This window comes from uncultured Kordia sp. (assembly GCF_947496985.1).
Lineage (GTDB): Bacteria > Bacteroidota > Bacteroidia > Flavobacteriales > Flavobacteriaceae > Kordia.
Genome location: NZ_CANMEZ010000001.1, coordinates 813,596 through 832,136 on the forward strand (window position 1 = coordinate 813,596; position 18,541 = coordinate 832,136).

Genomic DNA, 18,541 nt, shown 5'->3' on the forward strand with positions numbered 1-18,541 from the left:
TTATGTTAGATTTAAAATCTATTTGGGAATTGCAAAAGCCTTCAAAAGATGAATTAATAATAAAGACTAGAATTGATATACTACCTCAATTCAATTGCTTTGCAGCTACAAATCATCTAACAGGGAATCATCTATATCTAATGGAGGTATCCTCACATACTATAATTCCTGAATTTAAAAACTCAAGCTTTAAAGGTTTAAGAATAGATGTATTTGACCTTGATGACAGTAAAGAGTTAAATATATATTTAATAGATAATGAACTTAAAGACATTTTTAGCCTATTTGTTGAAAATATAATTGAAGAAATCACTAATGTACCAACAGAAAATGAAGCTATTACAATTACATCAAATGTCATCCAAAAGTGGAAAAAGTTATTTGACAAACTAAATACCCAAGGATTAACAGTAGAGCAGCAAAAAGGTCTTTTAGGTGAACTTTTATTTCTAGATGAGTTAATTGACAGTAATATAAACCCTGACTACCTTTTAAACTGTTGGACTGGTCCTGATTATGAAGATAAAGATTTTACTCTTGGAGCAACTTGTTTTGAAATTAAATTCACGACATCTAAACTGCCTAGAATTAAAATCACTAGTGAACGACAACTAGATACTTCTAATGTAGAAAATCTCTTTCTAAATAATTTTGCATCTGAAACATTAAAGGAAAACGGTATTTCACTTAATTCTGTTATAGATATTATTCGTGACAAAATATCTAACAACTCAGCCACTCTAAAGTATTTTAATGAAAAACTTGAATCAGCTGAATATTATGATGAAGATAGAGATAATTACGATGCTCAATATGGAGTCAAATCAAGGTCTTTATATCAAGTCAATGATTCTTTCCCAAAACTAACTACTGATAACCTACCTCAAGGAATCTATAACACATCATATTACATTGAAAATTCAGCCATTGAAGAATATAGAGTTGATTTTGATACAATAATTAATGAAGTAAAGAATGAATAGAGCTTTAAGAAATTACATAGATGAAGTAAAGTCTGAAGTTGCAGCACTAGTATATTCAGATGGTGAGGGCTCTAGTTTCGAAGATAAATTTACTGAGTATTGTATTGAGGTTCTTGAGTCCATAGGTAAGACTGATGGCGCTAGAGTTTTATCCTTCATTCATCCTAATTCAAAAGGGGGAATTGATTGGAAAATTAACGGTTATTGCTTGAAAGACTCTTACAAAGATGATGGTAATAAGAGTTATTTTGAAACCTTAGAACTGTTCATTACTTATTATAATCCTGATGATTATGATTACAATATTCTTTCAACAGAATTTACTAAGACCTTAAATCAAATAAAGAGATTCCTAAACGGAGCTATTAAAAGGCATATAGACTATATAGATTCATCTAATGATGAATTAGTCGAGCTTCTAAAAATTATAGGAAAGCAAAACCATCTTTTTGATAGAGTTAATATCTACTTATTAATGAATGGTAATTCAAATCAGAAAGTAGATAAAATAAAAATAAAAGGAATAGATGAAAGTTTAAGCATAAATCTTCATGTTTGGGACATAAATAGATTTTTTAGAATTAATGAGACGAATAGTAATAGGGAGCCTATTGAAATTAATTTTGCTGATTTCTTAGATAACAATCAACAAGGAATTCAATGTTTAAAAGTCCCTACTATAGATGAATTATATGATTGTTACTTAGCTATTATTCCTGGTTATGTTTTAGCTAATTTGTATAAAGAGTTTTCTAATGAATTATTAGAAAGTAATGTAAGAGCTTTTCTTGGGCAAGCAGGTAGGTACAATAAAGGTATTAGAGATACTATTCGAGAAAAACCACAAATGTTCTTGCCATACAATAATGGTATAACTGCTACAGCTAATGAAGTCAAAACAAAAGTCATAAACAACCAGTTATTCGTTACAAAATTAAATGATTTTCAAATTGTAAATGGAGGACAAACTACAGCTTCTTTGTATCACACCCAAAAAAAATATAAAGATGCAGACTTAAGTAGTATTTCCGTTCAAATGAAGTTAACTGTTATTAAGGACATTGATAAGAAAAATATAGAAGTTCCTAATATTGCCAGATATGCTAATAGTCAAAATAAGGTTACAGAATTAGACTTATCATCTAACAACCCATATTTTGTAAAAATAGAAAGCTTATCTAGAAAGAAATATGTTGCTAATCCAGAGAATAAAAACCAATCTATTCTGTGGTATTTTGAAAGAGTAAAAGGACAATACAGAGAAGCTATTAATAAGCTTACTCCAAGTATGCAAAAGAAGTTTAAAGAACAAAATCCAACAAAACAGAAGTTTGTAAAATCTGACATTGCCAAGTACATGAATCTTTGGGAGCAAAAGCCTTATATGGTATCAAGAGGTTCTCAGAAAAACTTTATTGATTTTACCAAAAGTATTAATGAGTTAGTTGAAAAAAATAAAATGCCAGGTGAGAATTTCTATAAAAAATTTATTGCCAATGCAATCATCTTCAAAACTGTTGACAAGCTTTTTGGGAGGAAGAATGTTGATGCAATTGGTGATACTAACTTAAAATCCTTCTCAGTTGCATATACTATAGCATACTATCATTTTTTAACTAATAATAGAACTGACTTGTGGAAAATCTACAATGAGCAAAGGCTTAAAGATTCTTTTATAGAGATGTTTAGAGAGCTACTTGTATTTGTGTATAACCATTTAACTAAAAATGCAGTAAATACGCTTATATCAGAATATGCAAAAAAAGAATTGTCTTGGAAAAGATTACAAGAAGAAAAGTACAACCTTGACAAGAATGTTTTAGAGGAGTATTTAATTAGTCAAGAGGAGGCTAACATAAGAGCAAAGGAAAAAGAAGTTGATGAAAATGATACAGAAAACAACCTTTTTGTAATAAGTGAAATCAAGAAACATGGTATACAGTTTTGGGATGGTCTAAAAAAGTACGTAGACAAAAACTCTGTTGATGGGTTAGATTTTTATGAGCTATTTAATTTAGTAAAAAAGTTAAAAGAGAATAGAAACTTAAACTCTAAAGATTGCCATGTTGGTAAAAAAGGATTAGGATTCATAGTCAATAACCCTGATAAAGTCGATGAAATTAAAAAGCTTTCAGACCTAAAGGAAAAAGAAGTAGTTGAGATAAAACCAATTTACGACAGACTAAAATTACTATCATCAGAAGAATGGAAAAAAATCATTGATTTAGGTGAGCAAACTAAGGTTTTTGAATATAAAGAACTATCCAATATTAAATACACTAGTTCAAAACTTTTAAAGAGGGAATCTATAAAAGAAAAAGCACTACTGAAATGTTTTGAATCTCTAAATAAAGTGAAAAAATTTGGGATCAAATATTAAGCCCAACCTCTAATTAAAGAAGTTGAGCATTAATCAACTCAAAAACCAACGGTAGTTAGAATTACCATTGAGAGTTTGTGCTAGACCTTTTGAAAATTCATAAGCATTGACGTTCCTTTCTGAAAAAGTATCAATATAACTACTCTTATTGGCTGATGTGAATAGGTTATATACATTCCAAAGGTTGATATTACCATCTTCATTTTTACAAAATCTTTCATCTTGGTAATAATCCTTAGCAATAGAACTGATCTGTCCATCATTTAAAAGCAATTGTGGAGTTTGTAGCTTTTCATTTTTTGGTAGATAATTGTATAGTTTAGACTTTCCTAGTAATTGGGCAAATTGCCTTTCAGTAATACTATATTCAGTTAAAGCTAGCATCTCTTTTAAATGATTTTTTGCATCATAATTAGATATTAAGTCTTGTACTTTAACTGCTAATTCATTTACACTACCTACACGCATTTCTGACTGCATACCATCTGTACTGATACATAAATTACAGCATACTTGATTCTGAAAGCCAATAAATACTTGAAATTTCTCAACAGATTTCTTTGAATAGAGGTTTTCCTTGTTATATGCACGCACTCCACCAACCATCAAAGACAGCTTGTTTCCATTGATAGTTTCTGTTATACTAGGTACTCGAATTATAAATGCCATTCTTTCATAATAATTAGTCTTTTCATGGTCTAGCAAGTCTTTAGCTGACTTATATATTGCACTAGGTGTTCTACCTTTAATCTGATGGCTAATTCTTATTTCTGGTGCATCTATGCTATGATGTGAAAATACTTTTAAAACTGAATTAGCCACAACATCTATAAATTCAGAATGCGTAATTGTACGTTCATTATCCTTACTAAAGACTGGTATTATACAATCCTTTTGTAAATGAGAAAGGCTAATACTTTTGGTATTAGCCTCTATGAATGGATTAGTATTGCTATTGGTTATTATATTATTATTAGAACTGTTTACATCTCCTGTTTCTTGTCCTATTATGATAGTACTTTTTACAGGATTGAGTTCTAATGTGGGTTTATGTACGAGCTGTAGTTCCATTTTGACTAAAGTTTTTAGAATTAATTAATTGTTCGAGTTGTTCTTTCTTATTGACAAATTGAGATTGCAAGCTTTGCTGATAAGATGGAAATTCTTTATAAATTTCTGATAATTCTGAAACAGATAATGCTCCACTAATCTTATCTAATATTTCTTGAGTTGTAACTGGTTTTGCATTACACCATTTCAAAAGCCTTTCTCCTGTTTTAGATGTTATTACAAATTCATGTGATGAAGAAAATAGATTCGTTCTATCTTTTGAAGCTTTAGCTAAATGTTTATCATTCACTAATTCAAAATTGACAGTAAGTTCATATTCAAAACCTTCTCGGGTTACTTCTTTTGTACCATGCTTAACCACTTTAGATTTACCATTAGAACCTACATCTAAAGAATAGTCCATTTTCCTTCTAGCTGTTGTTATTACATGGCTAGTAGATTGAAGTATTTTATCTATAAAAGCCTGATGTCTCGGTGTTACAGATGCCCAATCTTACCATCTTCCACCAAGATTATTATGTATATCTAAACAACCTCCTTTTCCGTTCCACTCGTGAGTTATAGAATCTATAATTATCACTTCTACATTAGCTTTCTCACATATCTCTATTGCTTGAATGTAACGTTCTGGACTAAATGGAGCTGTTAGGTCTAACACATTAAATTCTCCAAGATTAGAATATAAAGATGCGGAAGAATTTTCACTATCTATTACAGCAATTTTAGACCAATCTTGAGTCATTCCATAGGCTAATAATAATGCTGAATGAGTTTTACCAAAACCACTAGCTCCAGATATTCCTAATCTGAGTTTTACATTCTGTCTTTTACTTTGTTTTAATTGCATAATTTTAATATTTAAAAAGATTAATAATCAAATTTTTAAGAGTAAATTTCTTTGTTAAGTCTGTATTATTTTGTATATTACTTTTTTCCTTGAAAAAGGATACTTCTACATAATTTTCTGGAGTAGTTTTCTCTCCAATTTTCCAAATCAAAGAATACTGATATTATTGTTTCTATGAATTTTAACCCTTTAAGGGTTCATTATTGTATTTAAAATATTGACATATAATTTTATGAGAGAAAATCAATTCCACTTGTCTTATTGTTAGACACCTGATAGATTCAATTTAGAGGAAAGCCTTTCTAAGTGAGAGGTAATGGAAACTCCATCAATAGTGGCAAATGCTTTAAATAGCCACTCTAATACGTTTAATTGCCCAAGTGTAAAAGCATCACTTGTTGAAAATCAAGTAGGCAATAATAATGACAGTTTACCTCTTTATATTCCAGGTTCTATAGATTTGGATAGAATGCTAAACGAAAACCCTCCTACTTTTAGATACTTCAAAGATTATTTTGTTCATCTATTACATCTTATTAATTATATTCCTTCAAGGAATAAAGACTTGCTCGATGGAGACGGTTTTACACCAATACATAAAAAAACCTTGCAAGATAAAAATAGGCATTACAGGAAATATATAAATTATCTAATTGAACATGGAGTTATTATTGAAGACAAGCAATATATAACTGGAGAAAAATCTCAAGGATTGAAGTTTTGTGAGAGATATAACACACCTACTGAGCCAGTAATAATAAAGAAAAAAACACTTATTAAAAGTTTAACAAATTATGATAAAACAATAAATACAGAAAAAACAGGTGAATTATGTTTTCTATCAGAGTGGTTTTCCAAAGACCTAAAAGTTGACATTGAAAAAGCTCTAAGTATAGTGAAAAAGGAATATTTAGATGACTTAAATAATCCAGAGGTTAAAAATCCTATGCTAAGTTTGAATAGCAAGTTAATTCCTATTCAGAAAATTTATAGACAAGAATTTGAATTTTTTATTGATAATAGTGGCAATAGATTACATACCAATATTACTAATCTAAAATCTAATCTAAGAGAATGCTTAACTTATGAAGATAAAAGATTGATAAGTATAGATATCAAAAATTCACAACCTTTTCTAGCTATGGCATTATTAGATATAGAGGTTTTTAGAAGAATGAATATCAGAGATAAAATACCTAACAGTTATATAGACCTTGATAAACTTGAAAAATTAATAGAATCTGTTGAAAACAAACCAGATGTTGTTTTATTTAAAAGTTTAGTGTCTTCAGGTAAGTTTTATGAAGAATTTGGAAAAATACTTTATGCTAATGGTATGATTGATTTAGTTGATTGTGAAATACCAAGAGACAAAGTCAAGAATATAGTATTTGAAGCTATTTATAGTTCTAATAAAAATAATAGCCCGACTGCTAAACTATTTAAGAATACATTTAAGAATGTTCATAAAGTATTCGCTGTTATAAAAAAGGGAAGAGGCAAAAAACCTCATGCAGCATTGGCTATACTGCTACAGAGAATAGAAGCTGATTTAGTATTACATAAAGCTTGTAAAATAATATCTGAAGCTAAGCCTCACATTCCTTTATTTACTATTCATGATAATATAGCTACAACAAATGAGCATAAAAGCTTTGTCAAATCTATATTAAAAAAGGTATTGAGAAGGAATATTGGTGTTAAACCAAAATTAAAAGTTGAACATTGGTAAAGTATGTCACATTAAGAGGTTAGTTAGTATCTAACCTCTTATGTTCTTCTTGTTACATCTAGGTTACTTTCTCCTATTATGATAGTAGTTTTTAAAATTTACTTATCTAATTTTCTAGCCAATAATGTAATATGCTCACTTACTTTCTTCTGTACCACTTTAGCATAATGCTTTTGAGTGATATCTAATTTAGAATGCCCTAATAATTCAGAAACCACTTCCATTGGTACATCATTATATAGCAATACAGTAGTGGCAAAAGTTTTTCTAGCTATATGATGAGTCAACCTTTTTTCAATACCTACTATTTCTGCAATTTCCTTTAAGAATGAATTAAACTTTTGATTAGATATTACTGGCAGTAATTTATTTGAAGATATATTATTCTGACTAGTCAAAATAGCTAGAGCTTTGGGTAATAAAGGAACTGATACTTTAACATTTGTTTTCTTCCTATGTATTTTAATCCATTTATTACCATCAAACCCATCAATTACATGTTCAGAACTTAAAGCTGACATTTCTGCATAAGCTAGTCCTGTATAACAGCAAAATATAAACATATCTCTTACCTGTTTTAATCTAGTTTGAGCAAAAGAGTGTTCCTCTAGTTTAGCTAGTTCATTACTATCTAAATAAACTATTTGAGTTTTTGGGTTCTTACATGTATACATAACAAAAGGATCTTTATCTAAATATCCTTCAGACAATCCAATTTTCACAATACGTTTAAATCTCTGGATTGCTTTATAGGTTGAAGATTGAGCTAATTTCTTTTCAGTTTTAAGGTAGAACTCATATTCTTTTATAAAACTAATTTCAAGGTCTTTAAATTGAAAATCATTTTTCTTGTAATGAAATGAAATAAAGTCTTTTAAAAGAGCTTTAGCTTGCTTGTATTTCCACAATGTAGGCAATACATATTCCTTACCTATTAACTTTTCTACCTTATCATTGTGTGCTTGAAACACTTCTAAAATAGTCTTATCTTTTTTTCTAGTTATACCTTTAAGTTGAAGATAAATATCTTCTGCATCAAACTGTTCATTGTTAACTTGTAGAAACAAAAAAGCCTGATTAATTTGTTGCTTAATCAGACTTAACTGTGTATTAATATAATTATTATTTTTATTGGGTGGACTACCTTTTTGTAACTTACTTTTCCAATCCTTTGGGTTGATAAAAAACCCTGTAGAAAACTGCTTTCTTTTACCTTTAAAAGTTAATCTACATTTAATAGGACACTTATTTTGCTTATTCTGTTTTGTCCTATCAATTAAAAACAGAACACTTAATTTATTGTTATTCATAATGTTATGTTTTAAATTTTGGGGTACTTTTTCTGAGGAATAGTGTGCCGAATTGTATGCCTTTTTTTAATGAATGTAGTGGATAAGTCTAGGAGAAGAAAAATACTAATAACTTGAATATGTGGTAAATAATAAGAGTCAGACGTATGTCTGACTCTTAAGTAGTGGTCCCACTTGGGCTCGAACCAAGGACCCTCTGATTATGAGTCAGATGCTCTAACCAGCTGAGCTATGGGACCAATGCGGGTGCAATATTACTATTTTTTTTAATTCCGAAAAAATAATAATTGCATTAAATTATTTCTTGACACAACTCTATGAGTGTCCCATTGGTTGATTTTGGGTGTAAAAAGACCACTAATTTGTTGTCTGCGCCCTTTTTAGGCGTTTCGTTTAGCACGATAAAGCCCTCACCTTTAAGTCGTTCTACTTCTGCATAAATATCCGTTACATCAAACGCTATATGGTGTACGCCTTCACCTTTTTTTGCAATAAACTTCGCTATAGGACTGTCGTCACGAGTAGCTTCAAGGAGTTCTATTTTACTTTCGCCTAGTTGAAAAAAAGAAGTTTTTACACCTTCGCTTTCCACTTCTTCCATTTTGTAATGTTCCTTATTGAACAATTTTGCAAATAATTGGTTGGATGCTTCAATATTTTTGACTGCAATCCCAATATGTTCTATTTTATTCACGTCTTTCCTTAATTTAATTGTCAAATAGCTTTTAAATAACCACCATATGTATGACAAAGAGATCTAAAATAATCGTTCAAGCATACAAATCAGGGCGTTTAAATTTCAATTATTGAGTAAAGTTATTGCAATTCAGCAGTAATGTCAACGTTTTATGGTCTTAATATTCTATTTTTGCAGTATTATGAGTGATATCGAAAGTAACAGACAGAAAAAAATAGCAGGTGTTTTACAAAAAGATTTGGTAGACATTTTGCAAGGCGCTGCACGTGGTGGCGGATTAACAAACATTATTATTTCAGTAACGAAAGTAAATGTTACGGTAGATCTTTCCGTAGCAAAAGTATATTTAAGTATTTTTCCGCACAATAAAGGAAAAGAGTTGTTAGAAGGAATTCAATCAAACGCTCCTTTAATTAAGCATGAGCTAGCCCAGCGTGTGAAACACCAACTACGTAAAGTGCCTAGTTTAACGTTTTATGTAGATGATTCTTTAGAATATATCGAAAACATTGAAAAGTCGCTTAAACGTGAAGAAAACCCAATTCAAGATCCTGATTTATTAGAAAAACGAAAGAAGTCGTAATTGAAATTTGCTTTTTACATAGCCAAGCGATATTTGTTTTCTAAAAGTTCTCAAAACGCTATTAACATTATTAACATCGTCACAAGTGTGGTAGTTGTTATTGGTGCATTGGCTTTGTTTATTGTACTTTCTGGCTTTGCAGGATTGAAGACATTTAGCCTCTCTTTTAGCAATGACTTTGATCCTGATTTAAAAATTGAAGCGGCAACTGGAAAGACTTTTCGCGTAAGCGAAACCCAACTAAAATCATTGGAAGAAATTCCTGATATTATTTCCTTTTCACAAGTAGTGGAAGAACGCGTTGTATTGAGTTTGAATAATAAGCATCATATTGCCAACATAAAAGGAATTGACGCTTCCTTTATAAATGTCAACGCCATTGATAGTATTATGTACGTTGGAAATTGGGTAAATCCAGAAATATTTGATGAAGCTGTTGTCGGTCTCGGAACGGCGAATCTTTTAGGTGTTGTTGCTAGAGATTATAGCAATTTGTTAGAAATTATTGTGCCAAAGCCTGGCACAAAAAGCATTACAAGTAGTTCTAAAAATCCATATGAAAAGATCAGAGTAATTACGGAAGGTATTTATAGAATTAATGAAGATTTAGATAGCAAATATGTATTTACGAATATAGAATTAGCACAGGAATTATTGGATTTAAATGCCAATGAAATTACACATATAGAGTTTAAATTGAAGCCTGAAACTGATCAAGCTATTATAAAAGAACAGATTGCCACTATTTTTGATAATGAGGTTTTAATTAAAACCAGAATTGAGCTAAATGATGCATTGTATAAGATGCTAAATACTGAAAATATTGCGATTTACTTAATTTTCACACTTGTATTGATTCTTGCATTGTTTAATGTAGTTGGTGCTATTGTGATGATGATTTTGGATAAGCGAAACAATATGAAAACCTTGTTTAGCATAGGAACCACGATCCGAGAAATAAAGCAAGTTTTCTTTTTTCAAGGAATTATTATTACTGTTTTAGGAGGTTTATTAGGTATTACACTTGGCGTGATTGTAATTTTCTGCCAATTGCAATTCAAATTATTCTACATCACTCCTAGCCTGCCATATCCTGTAGAATTGCGCTTTATGAATTGTGTAACGGTATTTTTAACCATTACAATTTTAGGCGTATTAGCTTCTTTTATCGCTAGTAATCGTATTAATAGAAATTTTATTACAGGTTGTTCTTAGAAAGAATAGATGTTAATACTGAGCATTGAGTAATGAGAGATTTTATACTTGAATATTGAATACTTCGTTATACTGAATTTGATTCAATATCACACAAAATTTTTGAATGTTTCAATAATTCAATCTCTCTAAACAAATTGATGATCAGCAAACTTCTCGTATACCTCATCAAATACTTGAAAAACACCTGCAGAGTCATCTGTAGTAACCATGCGTTGTCTGTATTCCTTAAAGTGTGGAATTCCTTTGAAATAGTTTGTATAATGTCTTCTCGTTTCAAACACTCCTAAACGTTCACCTTTCCAATCAATAGACATTTGTAAATGACGTCTGGCAGCATCTACACGTTCTTCCATGGTTGGCTTTGCCATGTGCGTTCCTGTTTCAAAAAAGTGTTTTACTTCTCTAAAAAACCAAGGATATCCAATACTCGCACGACCAATCATAGCACCGTCTAAGCCAAATTTATCACGCATTAACATTGCTTTTTCCGGAGAATTTACATCACCATTTCCAAACACAGGAATGTGCATTCGAGGATTATTTTTCACATCAGCAATTGGATGCCAATCGGCTTCACCTTTATACATTTGCGCACGCGTACGTCCGTGAATGGAAATAGCCGCACAACCAACATCTTGTAAGCGTTCGGCAACTTCTACAATTTTAATCGTGTCATGATCCCAACCTAAACGCGTTTTTACAGTAACAGGAAGCTTTGTATGTTCAACCATAGCTTTCGTTAAGGAAACCATTAAATCGATATCTTTTAAAATTCCTGCGCCAGCACCTTTACTCACTACTTTTTTTACAGGACAACCAAAATTGATATCTATGATATCTGGCCCTGATTTTTCAACAATCTCTACCGATTGTAACATCGAATCTAAATTGGCTCCAAATATTTGAATTCCGACTGGGCGTTCTTTTTCGTAAATGTCAAGTTTCATGGTACTTTTCGCAGCATCACGAATCAACCCTTCTGAAGAAATAAATTCTGTGTACACTACATCTGCACCTTGTTCTTTGCATAATGCACGGAATGGCGGATCACTTACATCTTCCATAGGTGCTAATAGCAATGGAAATTCTGGTAACGTTATGTCTCCTATTTTAACCACAATAGATTGTTTTTTAAAAGATTTTGCAAAGATACATGAAAAATTTTAACGCAAATTTTATTTTATCCTTGCATCCAAACTAATAAGTAAGTGAGAAATATAACTATTAAAGACTACTCTTTTAAACGTTCTTGCTCAGCAGAAGATTTTGTACGTTGATTGGTTCTAAGTTTTGTATTTCCAAAATTGTAACGGAATCCTACACGAATGATTTGGGTATCGAAATTAGCAAGGTAACGACTGTTTTGATTTGCAAATACTGTTGTTTTCGTAAATTCTTGACCGTTCAAAATATCGTTTGCGGTTAATGAAATAGTAGCTCTTTTATTCCATAAATTTTTACGTAAAGATAAACTCAATAAGTTTCGTGAGGAAACTTCTGAAAGTCCTAAAATTACGGGAGACAAATACACAAAAGATACATTTGCAGTTAAGCTTTGATCCTTCAGAAATGTAAAATTATTATCAATTGCTGTGTAATTTGCCCATTTTTGCTGTAACACACGCACATTATCCGCTAGTGTAAATGTATCTTCATTATTGTAAAAAGAAGTCGTAATAGAAACATCCCATGTATCTAATATAGAAAAGTATGTTATAAAATCTAAACCATAATATCTATTATTTTCTACATTAGAATCTATGTATTGTAAAATATTGTTTTCATTATCTTGAAGTGTTAATTCATAGATTTCGTTTTTATTATAAATATAGAATGCTTCTATAAAAAACTTACTAATTATTTCTGCACCTACCTTATAACTATTAGCAATAGATGGTTGTAGTCTTGGATTTCCTGTAGCAAACGAAAAATCAGTAAAATTAAATCTGAATGGATTTAAATTATCAAAACTTGGTCGTGTAATTCGTCTACTAAAGTCGGCATATATATTTAGTTTGTCTGATACTTGATGGCTTATATATGCGCTTGGAAATAATTCGAAATAGTTTTGTGTATTTACCTGATTTGTACTGAGTGAATTTCCTTTGAGTTCTGTTTGTTCACCTCTAAATCCAACTTTTAAACTCCATTTATCCCAATTTTTAGCATAACTCACATACCCTGCATAGATTGATTCATCGTATTGAAATGTATCTGAATTGTTTGTATCTATGACAGGAATACCATTTTGAATGTTGAATTGCCACAAATTACTATCTGTTTCAATATTTACCGCTTTTATTCCAGTTTCAAAATTAGCTGATTCGCTTATTGGTAATTCGTAATCAATTTGTCCACTAATAATATTTGTTTTCTGATTGGCTTGTGTAGTAAATGCAGTGGTAAAATCAGTTCCTAAAAATACAGTATAACCTGTTGAAACATCTTGATTTCCATCTCTGTCATAGTCCGTATAGTGTACATTGGCAGAAAGTTTTTCACCTTCTTTTTTAAAATGGTGTGTGTAATCTAAATTCAGACCTAAATTGTGTTTATCCTGACTGTAATTATTGATTGCTGCTAATGAAAAGTCTTCATTTGCCACAGTTTGATCATCTACAATACCGCTTGTTAATGTTCTACGTTTCCAGTATGGGTTGTATAATAAGTTTCCTGAAAAACTTACTATGTTTTTTGCATCAAACTCGTAATCAATATTCAAATTAACATTGTGTCTATTTTCTCGTGTATTTCTATTAATATCTGAATTCCAAATTGATGTTGTAGTCGTATTATCTAAATAATTAATAAGCTCATCATTATCCCTATTAATCTTTGTGTGTGTGTAACTATAACTTCCAAATATATTTAACTTATTACGCTTATAAAAGTGATTCATTCCAGCATTATAACGCGGAAAAACTCCTTGTGTAAAGTTTCCATAAATACTTCCGTTGTAACCAAGAATTAAATTCCTAGACATCACAATATTCAAAATCACACCTCCTTGTGCATCGTATCGTGCTGGCGGATTGGTAATTACCTCAACAGATTTTACTGTTTGTGCTGGTGTTCCTTCTAATAATTGATATATTTCACTTGCTGAAAGATGTACTTTGCGATCATTAATGTATACTGTTGGCGTACTATTTTTAACAGATAATTCATTATTAACTACAATAACACCAGGCGTTCTGCGCAATACTTCCCAAGTATTATCTTCGGTTAATGCTGTTCCTTCTACAGTAAATACGAGTCGGTCAATTTCACGTTTTAGTGTTGGTTTTTTTGTAGAAATTACAACACCATCTAATGATTCTGTGTCTACTTGTAAAGTAATTGTTCCCAAATCGATTGTTTTGGTAACTTCAATTTCTTTGGTATATGTTTTATAACCAACAAAACTAATATTCAATGTATATTTTCCGGGAGAAACGTTAGAAATTAAGAATATACCTGAAGTTTCAGAAGAACTTCCTTTTACCACTGTTCCATCATTTAATAATACAGCATTAGCAAATGCAATCGCGTTTTCCGAATCGGAAGCGATTAATTTACCCGAGACTTGATAGGTTTCTTGCCCGAATGCGGTAAAAAATGTAAAAAACACAAATAAACTTGTGATTTTTAGGTTCATGGCTATGGTTTGGTTAATTGGGCGCAAATATATTCATTTTTATTTAATGTAGAAAAAAAGCTACATGTTTTATTAAAAAATCTTTGTATCTGCAACGAAAACATGAGGATTTACCTAGTAAAAAGCTATATTTGCAAATTATTTAGCTATAGAATTAGATGAAGCACATTAGAAACTTTTGCATTATTGCACATATCGATCATGGAAAGAGCACATTAGCTGACAGATTGTTAGACTTTACAGGCTCCGTAACTGAACGAGAAAAGCAAGATCAATTATTAGATAGTATGGATTTAGAACGTGAGCGCGGAATCACAATTAAATCACATGCCATTCAAATGGAATATACGTACGAAGGACAAGAATATATCTTGAATCTTATTGATACTCCTGGACACGTAGATTTCTCTTATGAAGTTTCACGATCTATTGCTGCATGTGAAGGTGCTTTGTTAATTGTAGATGCAGCACAAAGTATTCAAGCACAAACAATTTCTAATTTATATCTCGCTTTAGAGAACGATTTAGAAATTATTCCTGTATTAAATAAAGTAGATTTACCAAGTGCCAATCCTGAAGAAGTAACTGATGATATCGTTGATCTATTAGGTTGTGATCCTGAAGAGGTTATTCACGCAAGTGGAAAAACAGGATATGGCGTTGATAATATATTAGCTGCTGTAATTGATCGTATTCCTGCACCAGAAGGAAATTATGAAGAACCTTTACAAGCCTTAATTTTTGATTCTGTTTACAATCCATTTCGTGGAGTTGAAACATATTTTAGAGTGATGAACGGTTCTATTAAAAAAGGACAACGTATTAAATTTGTCGCAACAGGTAATGAATATGGCGCTGATGAAGTAGGAACGTTAAAGCTGAATCAGGTTATAAAGAAAGAGATCAAAACGGGTGATGTTGGGTATTTAATTACTGGAATTAAAGATGCACGTGAAGTAAAAGTTGGTGATACAATTACAGATGCTAAAACACCAACAACAAACGCTATTGAAGGTTTTGAGGATGTAAAACCAATGGTTTTTGCCGGAATTTACCCTGTAGATACTGAAGATTATGAAGAACTTCGTAATTCTATGGAGAAACTTCAGTTAAATGATGCTTCATTGGTATTTACACCTGAAAGTTCTGCAGCTTTAGGTTTCGGTTTCCGTTGTGGATTCTTAGGAATGTTACATATGGAAATCATTCAGGAACGTTTGGAACGTGAGTTTAATATGACTGTAATTACGACAGTTCCTAACGTGTCGTATCATGCATTTTCAAGAAAAGAACCCAATGAGGTTATCATTGTAAATAATCCTTCTGACTTGCCAGATCCTTCTAGTTTAGATCGTGTAGAAGAACCTTATATAAAAGCAACCATCATTACAAAATCTGACTTTGTTGGAAACGTAATGTCCTTGTGTATTGAAAAACGTGGATTAATCACAAATCAAACCTATTTAACAACTGAGCGTGTTGAGTTATCATTTGATATGCCTTTGGCAGAAATTGTATTTGATTTTTATGATCGATTAAAAACGGTTTCCAAAGGATATGCTTCGTTTGACTATTCGCCAATTGGAATGCGTAAATCTAAATTAGTGCGTGTAGATATTTTATTGAATGCACAGTCAGTTGATGCGCTTTCTGCATTAATTCATGCTGATAATGCGTATAACATTGGTAAAAAGATGTGTGAAAAGCTAAAAGAATTGATTCCTAGACAACAGTTTGATATTCCGATTCAGGCTGCTATTGGAGCAAAAATTATTTCACGTGAAACCATCAAAGCACTTCGTAAAGATGTAACGGCAAAATGTTATGGTGGAGATATTTCGCGTAAGCGTAAACTTCTTGAAAAGCAGAAAAAAGGTAAAAAACGTATGCGCCAAGTTGGTAATGTAGAAATACCTCAACAAGCATTTATGGCAGTGTTGAAGCTGAATGATTAAATGAAAGTTAGATTTTAGTTCTGAGTATTGAGATTTTAGATATTTCGTAAAACAGTACTTGATTTAGTTTTTATTCAAAGTCTTATCAATATCACTTTTCTTTATCTCATTTTAAAAAAACGCTCGAAATGATGGTTCAAAAATCTAAAAGCAAAGCGATCTAAAAGCTATGAAACGCGAATGCGTCTAAACTTCAGTTTCTTCTATATCAAATGGTTTTCCTAAGTATACAAGCTTCCAGTCTTCGCCAATTTCTTCAACTTCCATGTTGTATGAAGAGATGATTTTAAGCTCTGAATCTTTGTCTTTTATAAATAATGGAATAATGTCTTTGTCTTTATTGGTAATTTCAATTAAGCTTTTGTAATGTGCTTTGTCATTAATTGCAATTTCTTGAATTGATGGATATTTTAGCGTAAGCGCTGTTAGTGTATTATAATCATCTGTGTGTGAAAATAAGCCTTCTTTTGGATTGTTATTTTCGTCTAACATTTCTTCACGAGTTACCAATCGGAATGATCCGTTTTCTCCAAACTCAGCACCAAACTTATCAATTGCATATTTATTAATTGATGTGTTTCCAGTCATTGCCATTAAATAGCCAACATCATTTAATTCTATATTATCTGTTAATGTATTAGAGTAAATATCTGTATTAATTGCCTCTAAGCCTAACTCTTGTGCTTTTTCAATGTTATTCTGATTGCTATCAATTAAAACAACATGACGTCCATTCGTTTCTAAGTAATGTCCTAATAAACGAGATACTTTTGATGCTCCAACAATTAAAATTCCATCGGATTTTGTCAAGAATACACCAACTAATTTTGCAAATAAGCGCGCCGTTGTTGCGTTCAATAAAACAGTTCCAAGTACTATCATAAATACTAGTGGTGTAATATATTCGGCTCCTTCAACTCCTTGTTTCATCAACTTACTTCCAAATAAAGAAGCAATACCTGCTGCTACAATTCCTCGCGGTCCTACCCAACTGATAAAGAGTTTTTCGTTGGTTTGTAATTTAGATTTATGTGTACTTAGAAAAACGCCTATTGGTCGTATGATAAACACGACCACTAAGAATAATACTGCTGTTTTCCAGTTGTATAATAACATTAAATCTTCCATATTAATATTCGCAGCAAGCAGAATAAAAAGGATGGAAATTAGCAACACACTCAACGATTCTTTAAAGTATAATAACTCTTTAATATTTTCTAGTTTTCCATTTCCAAGTACCATTCCCATCACTACAACTGCTAATAAACCAGATTCGTGTGCAAAGATTTCTGATTCGACAAAAACCAATAATACAACTGATAATGATACTACATTTAGTAAGTAATGTGGTATGAACTTTTTATTAATTGCGAATGCTAAAGCATGTGCAAACGTGAATCCGAATGTGGTTCCAAAAAGAATAATTTTCCCAAATTCAATCAAGGCTGTTTTTGTAAAACCACTATCACCTTCTACACTTATAAATTCAAAAACCAATACGGCAACTAATGCGCCAATTGGATCTATTAGAATTCCTTCCCATTTTAAAACAGTAGAAATGTCTTTCTTTAGTGGAATATTTCGTAAGATTGGTGTAATTACCGTTGGGCCAGTTACAATAATTAATCCTGAGAATAAGAATGATAATTCAAGACCTAATCCAAATATAAAGTGTGCAGCAATTCCGGCACCAAAAAATGTAATGGTAGATCCTAATGTTATTAGTTTTGTAATTACAGGACCTACATTTTTTATTTCAGAACGTTTTAATGTTAATCCTCCTTCAAACAGAATAATACTAATGGCTAGAGACACAAAATAATACAAGCTTTCTCCAGGAAACAGCCCTTTTTGTTTTTCGTTATTCCAAATAGGTTCAATCCACTTTGCTCCATCTTCTGATAAAAATTCTGCAGCAATTGGTCCTACAAGTAAACCGATAAGAATCAATGGTAAAATTGCTGGAATTTTAAATTTCCATGCAACCCATTGTGCCAATATTCCTAAAATGATAATTCCCGCTAGTTCGAGCATGTATGCAATTTTTTAAATTGAATCGTAAATTTAATGATTATAATGTGAAAAAAAGTGTTCGTTTAAAAAATTGAATGTTTTCAAAAAATACAAG

General features: G+C 31.1%; 14 protein-coding genes and 1 tRNA gene. 6 read left to right on the top strand and 9 right to left on the bottom strand.

Annotated features, from left to right (window positions below):
- The first annotated feature begins 2 nt into the window (after positions 1–2).
- Both Q0828_RS03740 and Q0828_RS03745 read left to right on the top strand, forming a co-directional pair.
- On the top strand, positions 3–983 hold the full coding sequence (locus Q0828_RS03740; protein ID WP_298417804.1) for a PD-(D/E)XK motif protein: 981 nt from the start codon (positions 3–5) through the stop codon (positions 981–983).
- On the top strand, positions 976–3,363 hold the full coding sequence (locus Q0828_RS03745) for an AIPR family protein (RefSeq protein ID WP_298417806.1): 2,388 nt from the start codon (positions 976–978) through the stop codon (positions 3,361–3,363). Before Q0828_RS03740 ends, Q0828_RS03745 begins: the two co-directional genes overlap by 8 nt.
- A gap of 33 nt (positions 3,364–3,396) precedes the next feature.
- Here the strand turns inward: Q0828_RS03745 and Q0828_RS03750 are convergent, their stop codons facing one another.
- The 3 genes from Q0828_RS03750 to Q0828_RS03760 all read right to left on the bottom strand — a co-directional run bounded on the left by Q0828_RS03750 (position 3,397) and on the right by Q0828_RS03760 (position 5,281).
- Positions 3,397–4,434, bottom strand: coding sequence for a DUF3871 family protein (locus tag Q0828_RS03750; protein ID WP_298417807.1), 1,038 nt, complete (start codon positions 4,432–4,434; stop codon positions 3,397–3,399).
- Entirely contained in the window at positions 4,412–4,837 is a 426-nt protein-coding gene (locus Q0828_RS03755; RefSeq protein ID WP_298417809.1) for a hypothetical protein, read from the bottom strand. Before Q0828_RS03755 ends, Q0828_RS03750 begins: the two co-directional genes overlap by 23 nt.
- A 90-nt stretch (positions 4,838–4,927) precedes the next feature.
- Positions 4,928–5,281, bottom strand: a complete 354-nt coding sequence (locus Q0828_RS03760; RefSeq protein ID WP_298417811.1) for an AAA family ATPase — start codon at positions 5,279–5,281, stop codon at positions 4,928–4,930.
- Positions 5,282–5,597: 316 nt separating this feature from the next.
- Here Q0828_RS03760 and Q0828_RS03765 point away from each other — a divergent pair, with 316 nt between their 5' ends.
- On the top strand, positions 5,598–7,013 hold the full coding sequence (locus tag Q0828_RS03765) for a hypothetical protein (protein WP_298417812.1): 1,416 nt from the start codon (positions 5,598–5,600) through the stop codon (positions 7,011–7,013).
- A gap of 98 nt (positions 7,014–7,111) precedes the next feature.
- On the opposite strand, the gene Q0828_RS03770 is transcribed toward Q0828_RS03765, so the two are convergent.
- The 3 genes from Q0828_RS03770 to mce all read right to left on the bottom strand — a co-directional run bounded on the left by Q0828_RS03770 (position 7,112) and on the right by mce (position 9,017).
- Positions 7,112–8,323 (bottom strand): site-specific integrase, encoded by a 1,212-nt coding sequence (locus Q0828_RS03770; RefSeq protein WP_298417814.1) that lies wholly within the window; start codon positions 8,321–8,323, stop codon positions 7,112–7,114.
- Between the two features lie 165 nt (positions 8,324–8,488).
- Positions 8,489–8,562, bottom strand: a tRNA-Ile gene (locus tag Q0828_RS03775).
- Between the two features lie 53 nt (positions 8,563–8,615).
- Positions 8,616–9,017, bottom strand: a complete 402-nt coding sequence (gene mce, locus Q0828_RS03780) for a methylmalonyl-CoA epimerase (RefSeq protein WP_298418216.1) — start codon at positions 9,015–9,017, stop codon at positions 8,616–8,618.
- Between the two features lie 193 nt (positions 9,018–9,210).
- Here mce and rbfA point away from each other — a divergent pair, with 193 nt between their 5' ends.
- Positions 9,211–9,603, top strand: coding sequence for a 30S ribosome-binding factor RbfA (gene rbfA / locus Q0828_RS03785; protein ID WP_298418217.1), 393 nt, complete (start codon positions 9,211–9,213; stop codon positions 9,601–9,603).
- Complete coding sequence (locus Q0828_RS03790) at positions 9,604–10,818, top strand: FtsX-like permease family protein (RefSeq protein WP_298417816.1); 1,215 nt, start codon at positions 9,604–9,606, stop codon at positions 10,816–10,818.
- Positions 10,819–10,946: 128 nt separating this feature from the next.
- Here the strand turns inward: Q0828_RS03790 and dusB are convergent, their stop codons facing one another.
- Both dusB and Q0828_RS03800 read right to left on the bottom strand, forming a co-directional pair.
- On the bottom strand, positions 10,947–11,939 hold the full coding sequence (gene dusB / locus Q0828_RS03795) for a tRNA dihydrouridine synthase DusB (RefSeq protein ID WP_298417818.1): 993 nt from the start codon (positions 11,937–11,939) through the stop codon (positions 10,947–10,949).
- Positions 11,940–12,052: 113 nt separating this feature from the next.
- Entirely contained in the window at positions 12,053–14,458 is a 2,406-nt protein-coding gene (locus tag Q0828_RS03800; protein WP_298417820.1) for an outer membrane beta-barrel family protein, read from the bottom strand.
- 158 nt (positions 14,459–14,616) lie between these two features.
- Here Q0828_RS03800 and lepA point away from each other — a divergent pair, with 158 nt between their 5' ends.
- Positions 14,617–16,413 (top strand): translation elongation factor 4, encoded by a 1,797-nt coding sequence (gene lepA, locus Q0828_RS03805; protein WP_298417822.1) that lies wholly within the window; start codon positions 14,617–14,619, stop codon positions 16,411–16,413.
- Between the two features lie 186 nt (positions 16,414–16,599).
- Here lepA and Q0828_RS03810 read toward each other — a convergent pair whose 3' ends face one another.
- Complete coding sequence (locus Q0828_RS03810; protein ID WP_298417824.1) at positions 16,600–18,447, bottom strand: sodium:proton antiporter; 1,848 nt, start codon at positions 18,445–18,447, stop codon at positions 16,600–16,602.
- Between the last annotated feature and the right edge of the window lie 94 nt (positions 18,448–18,541).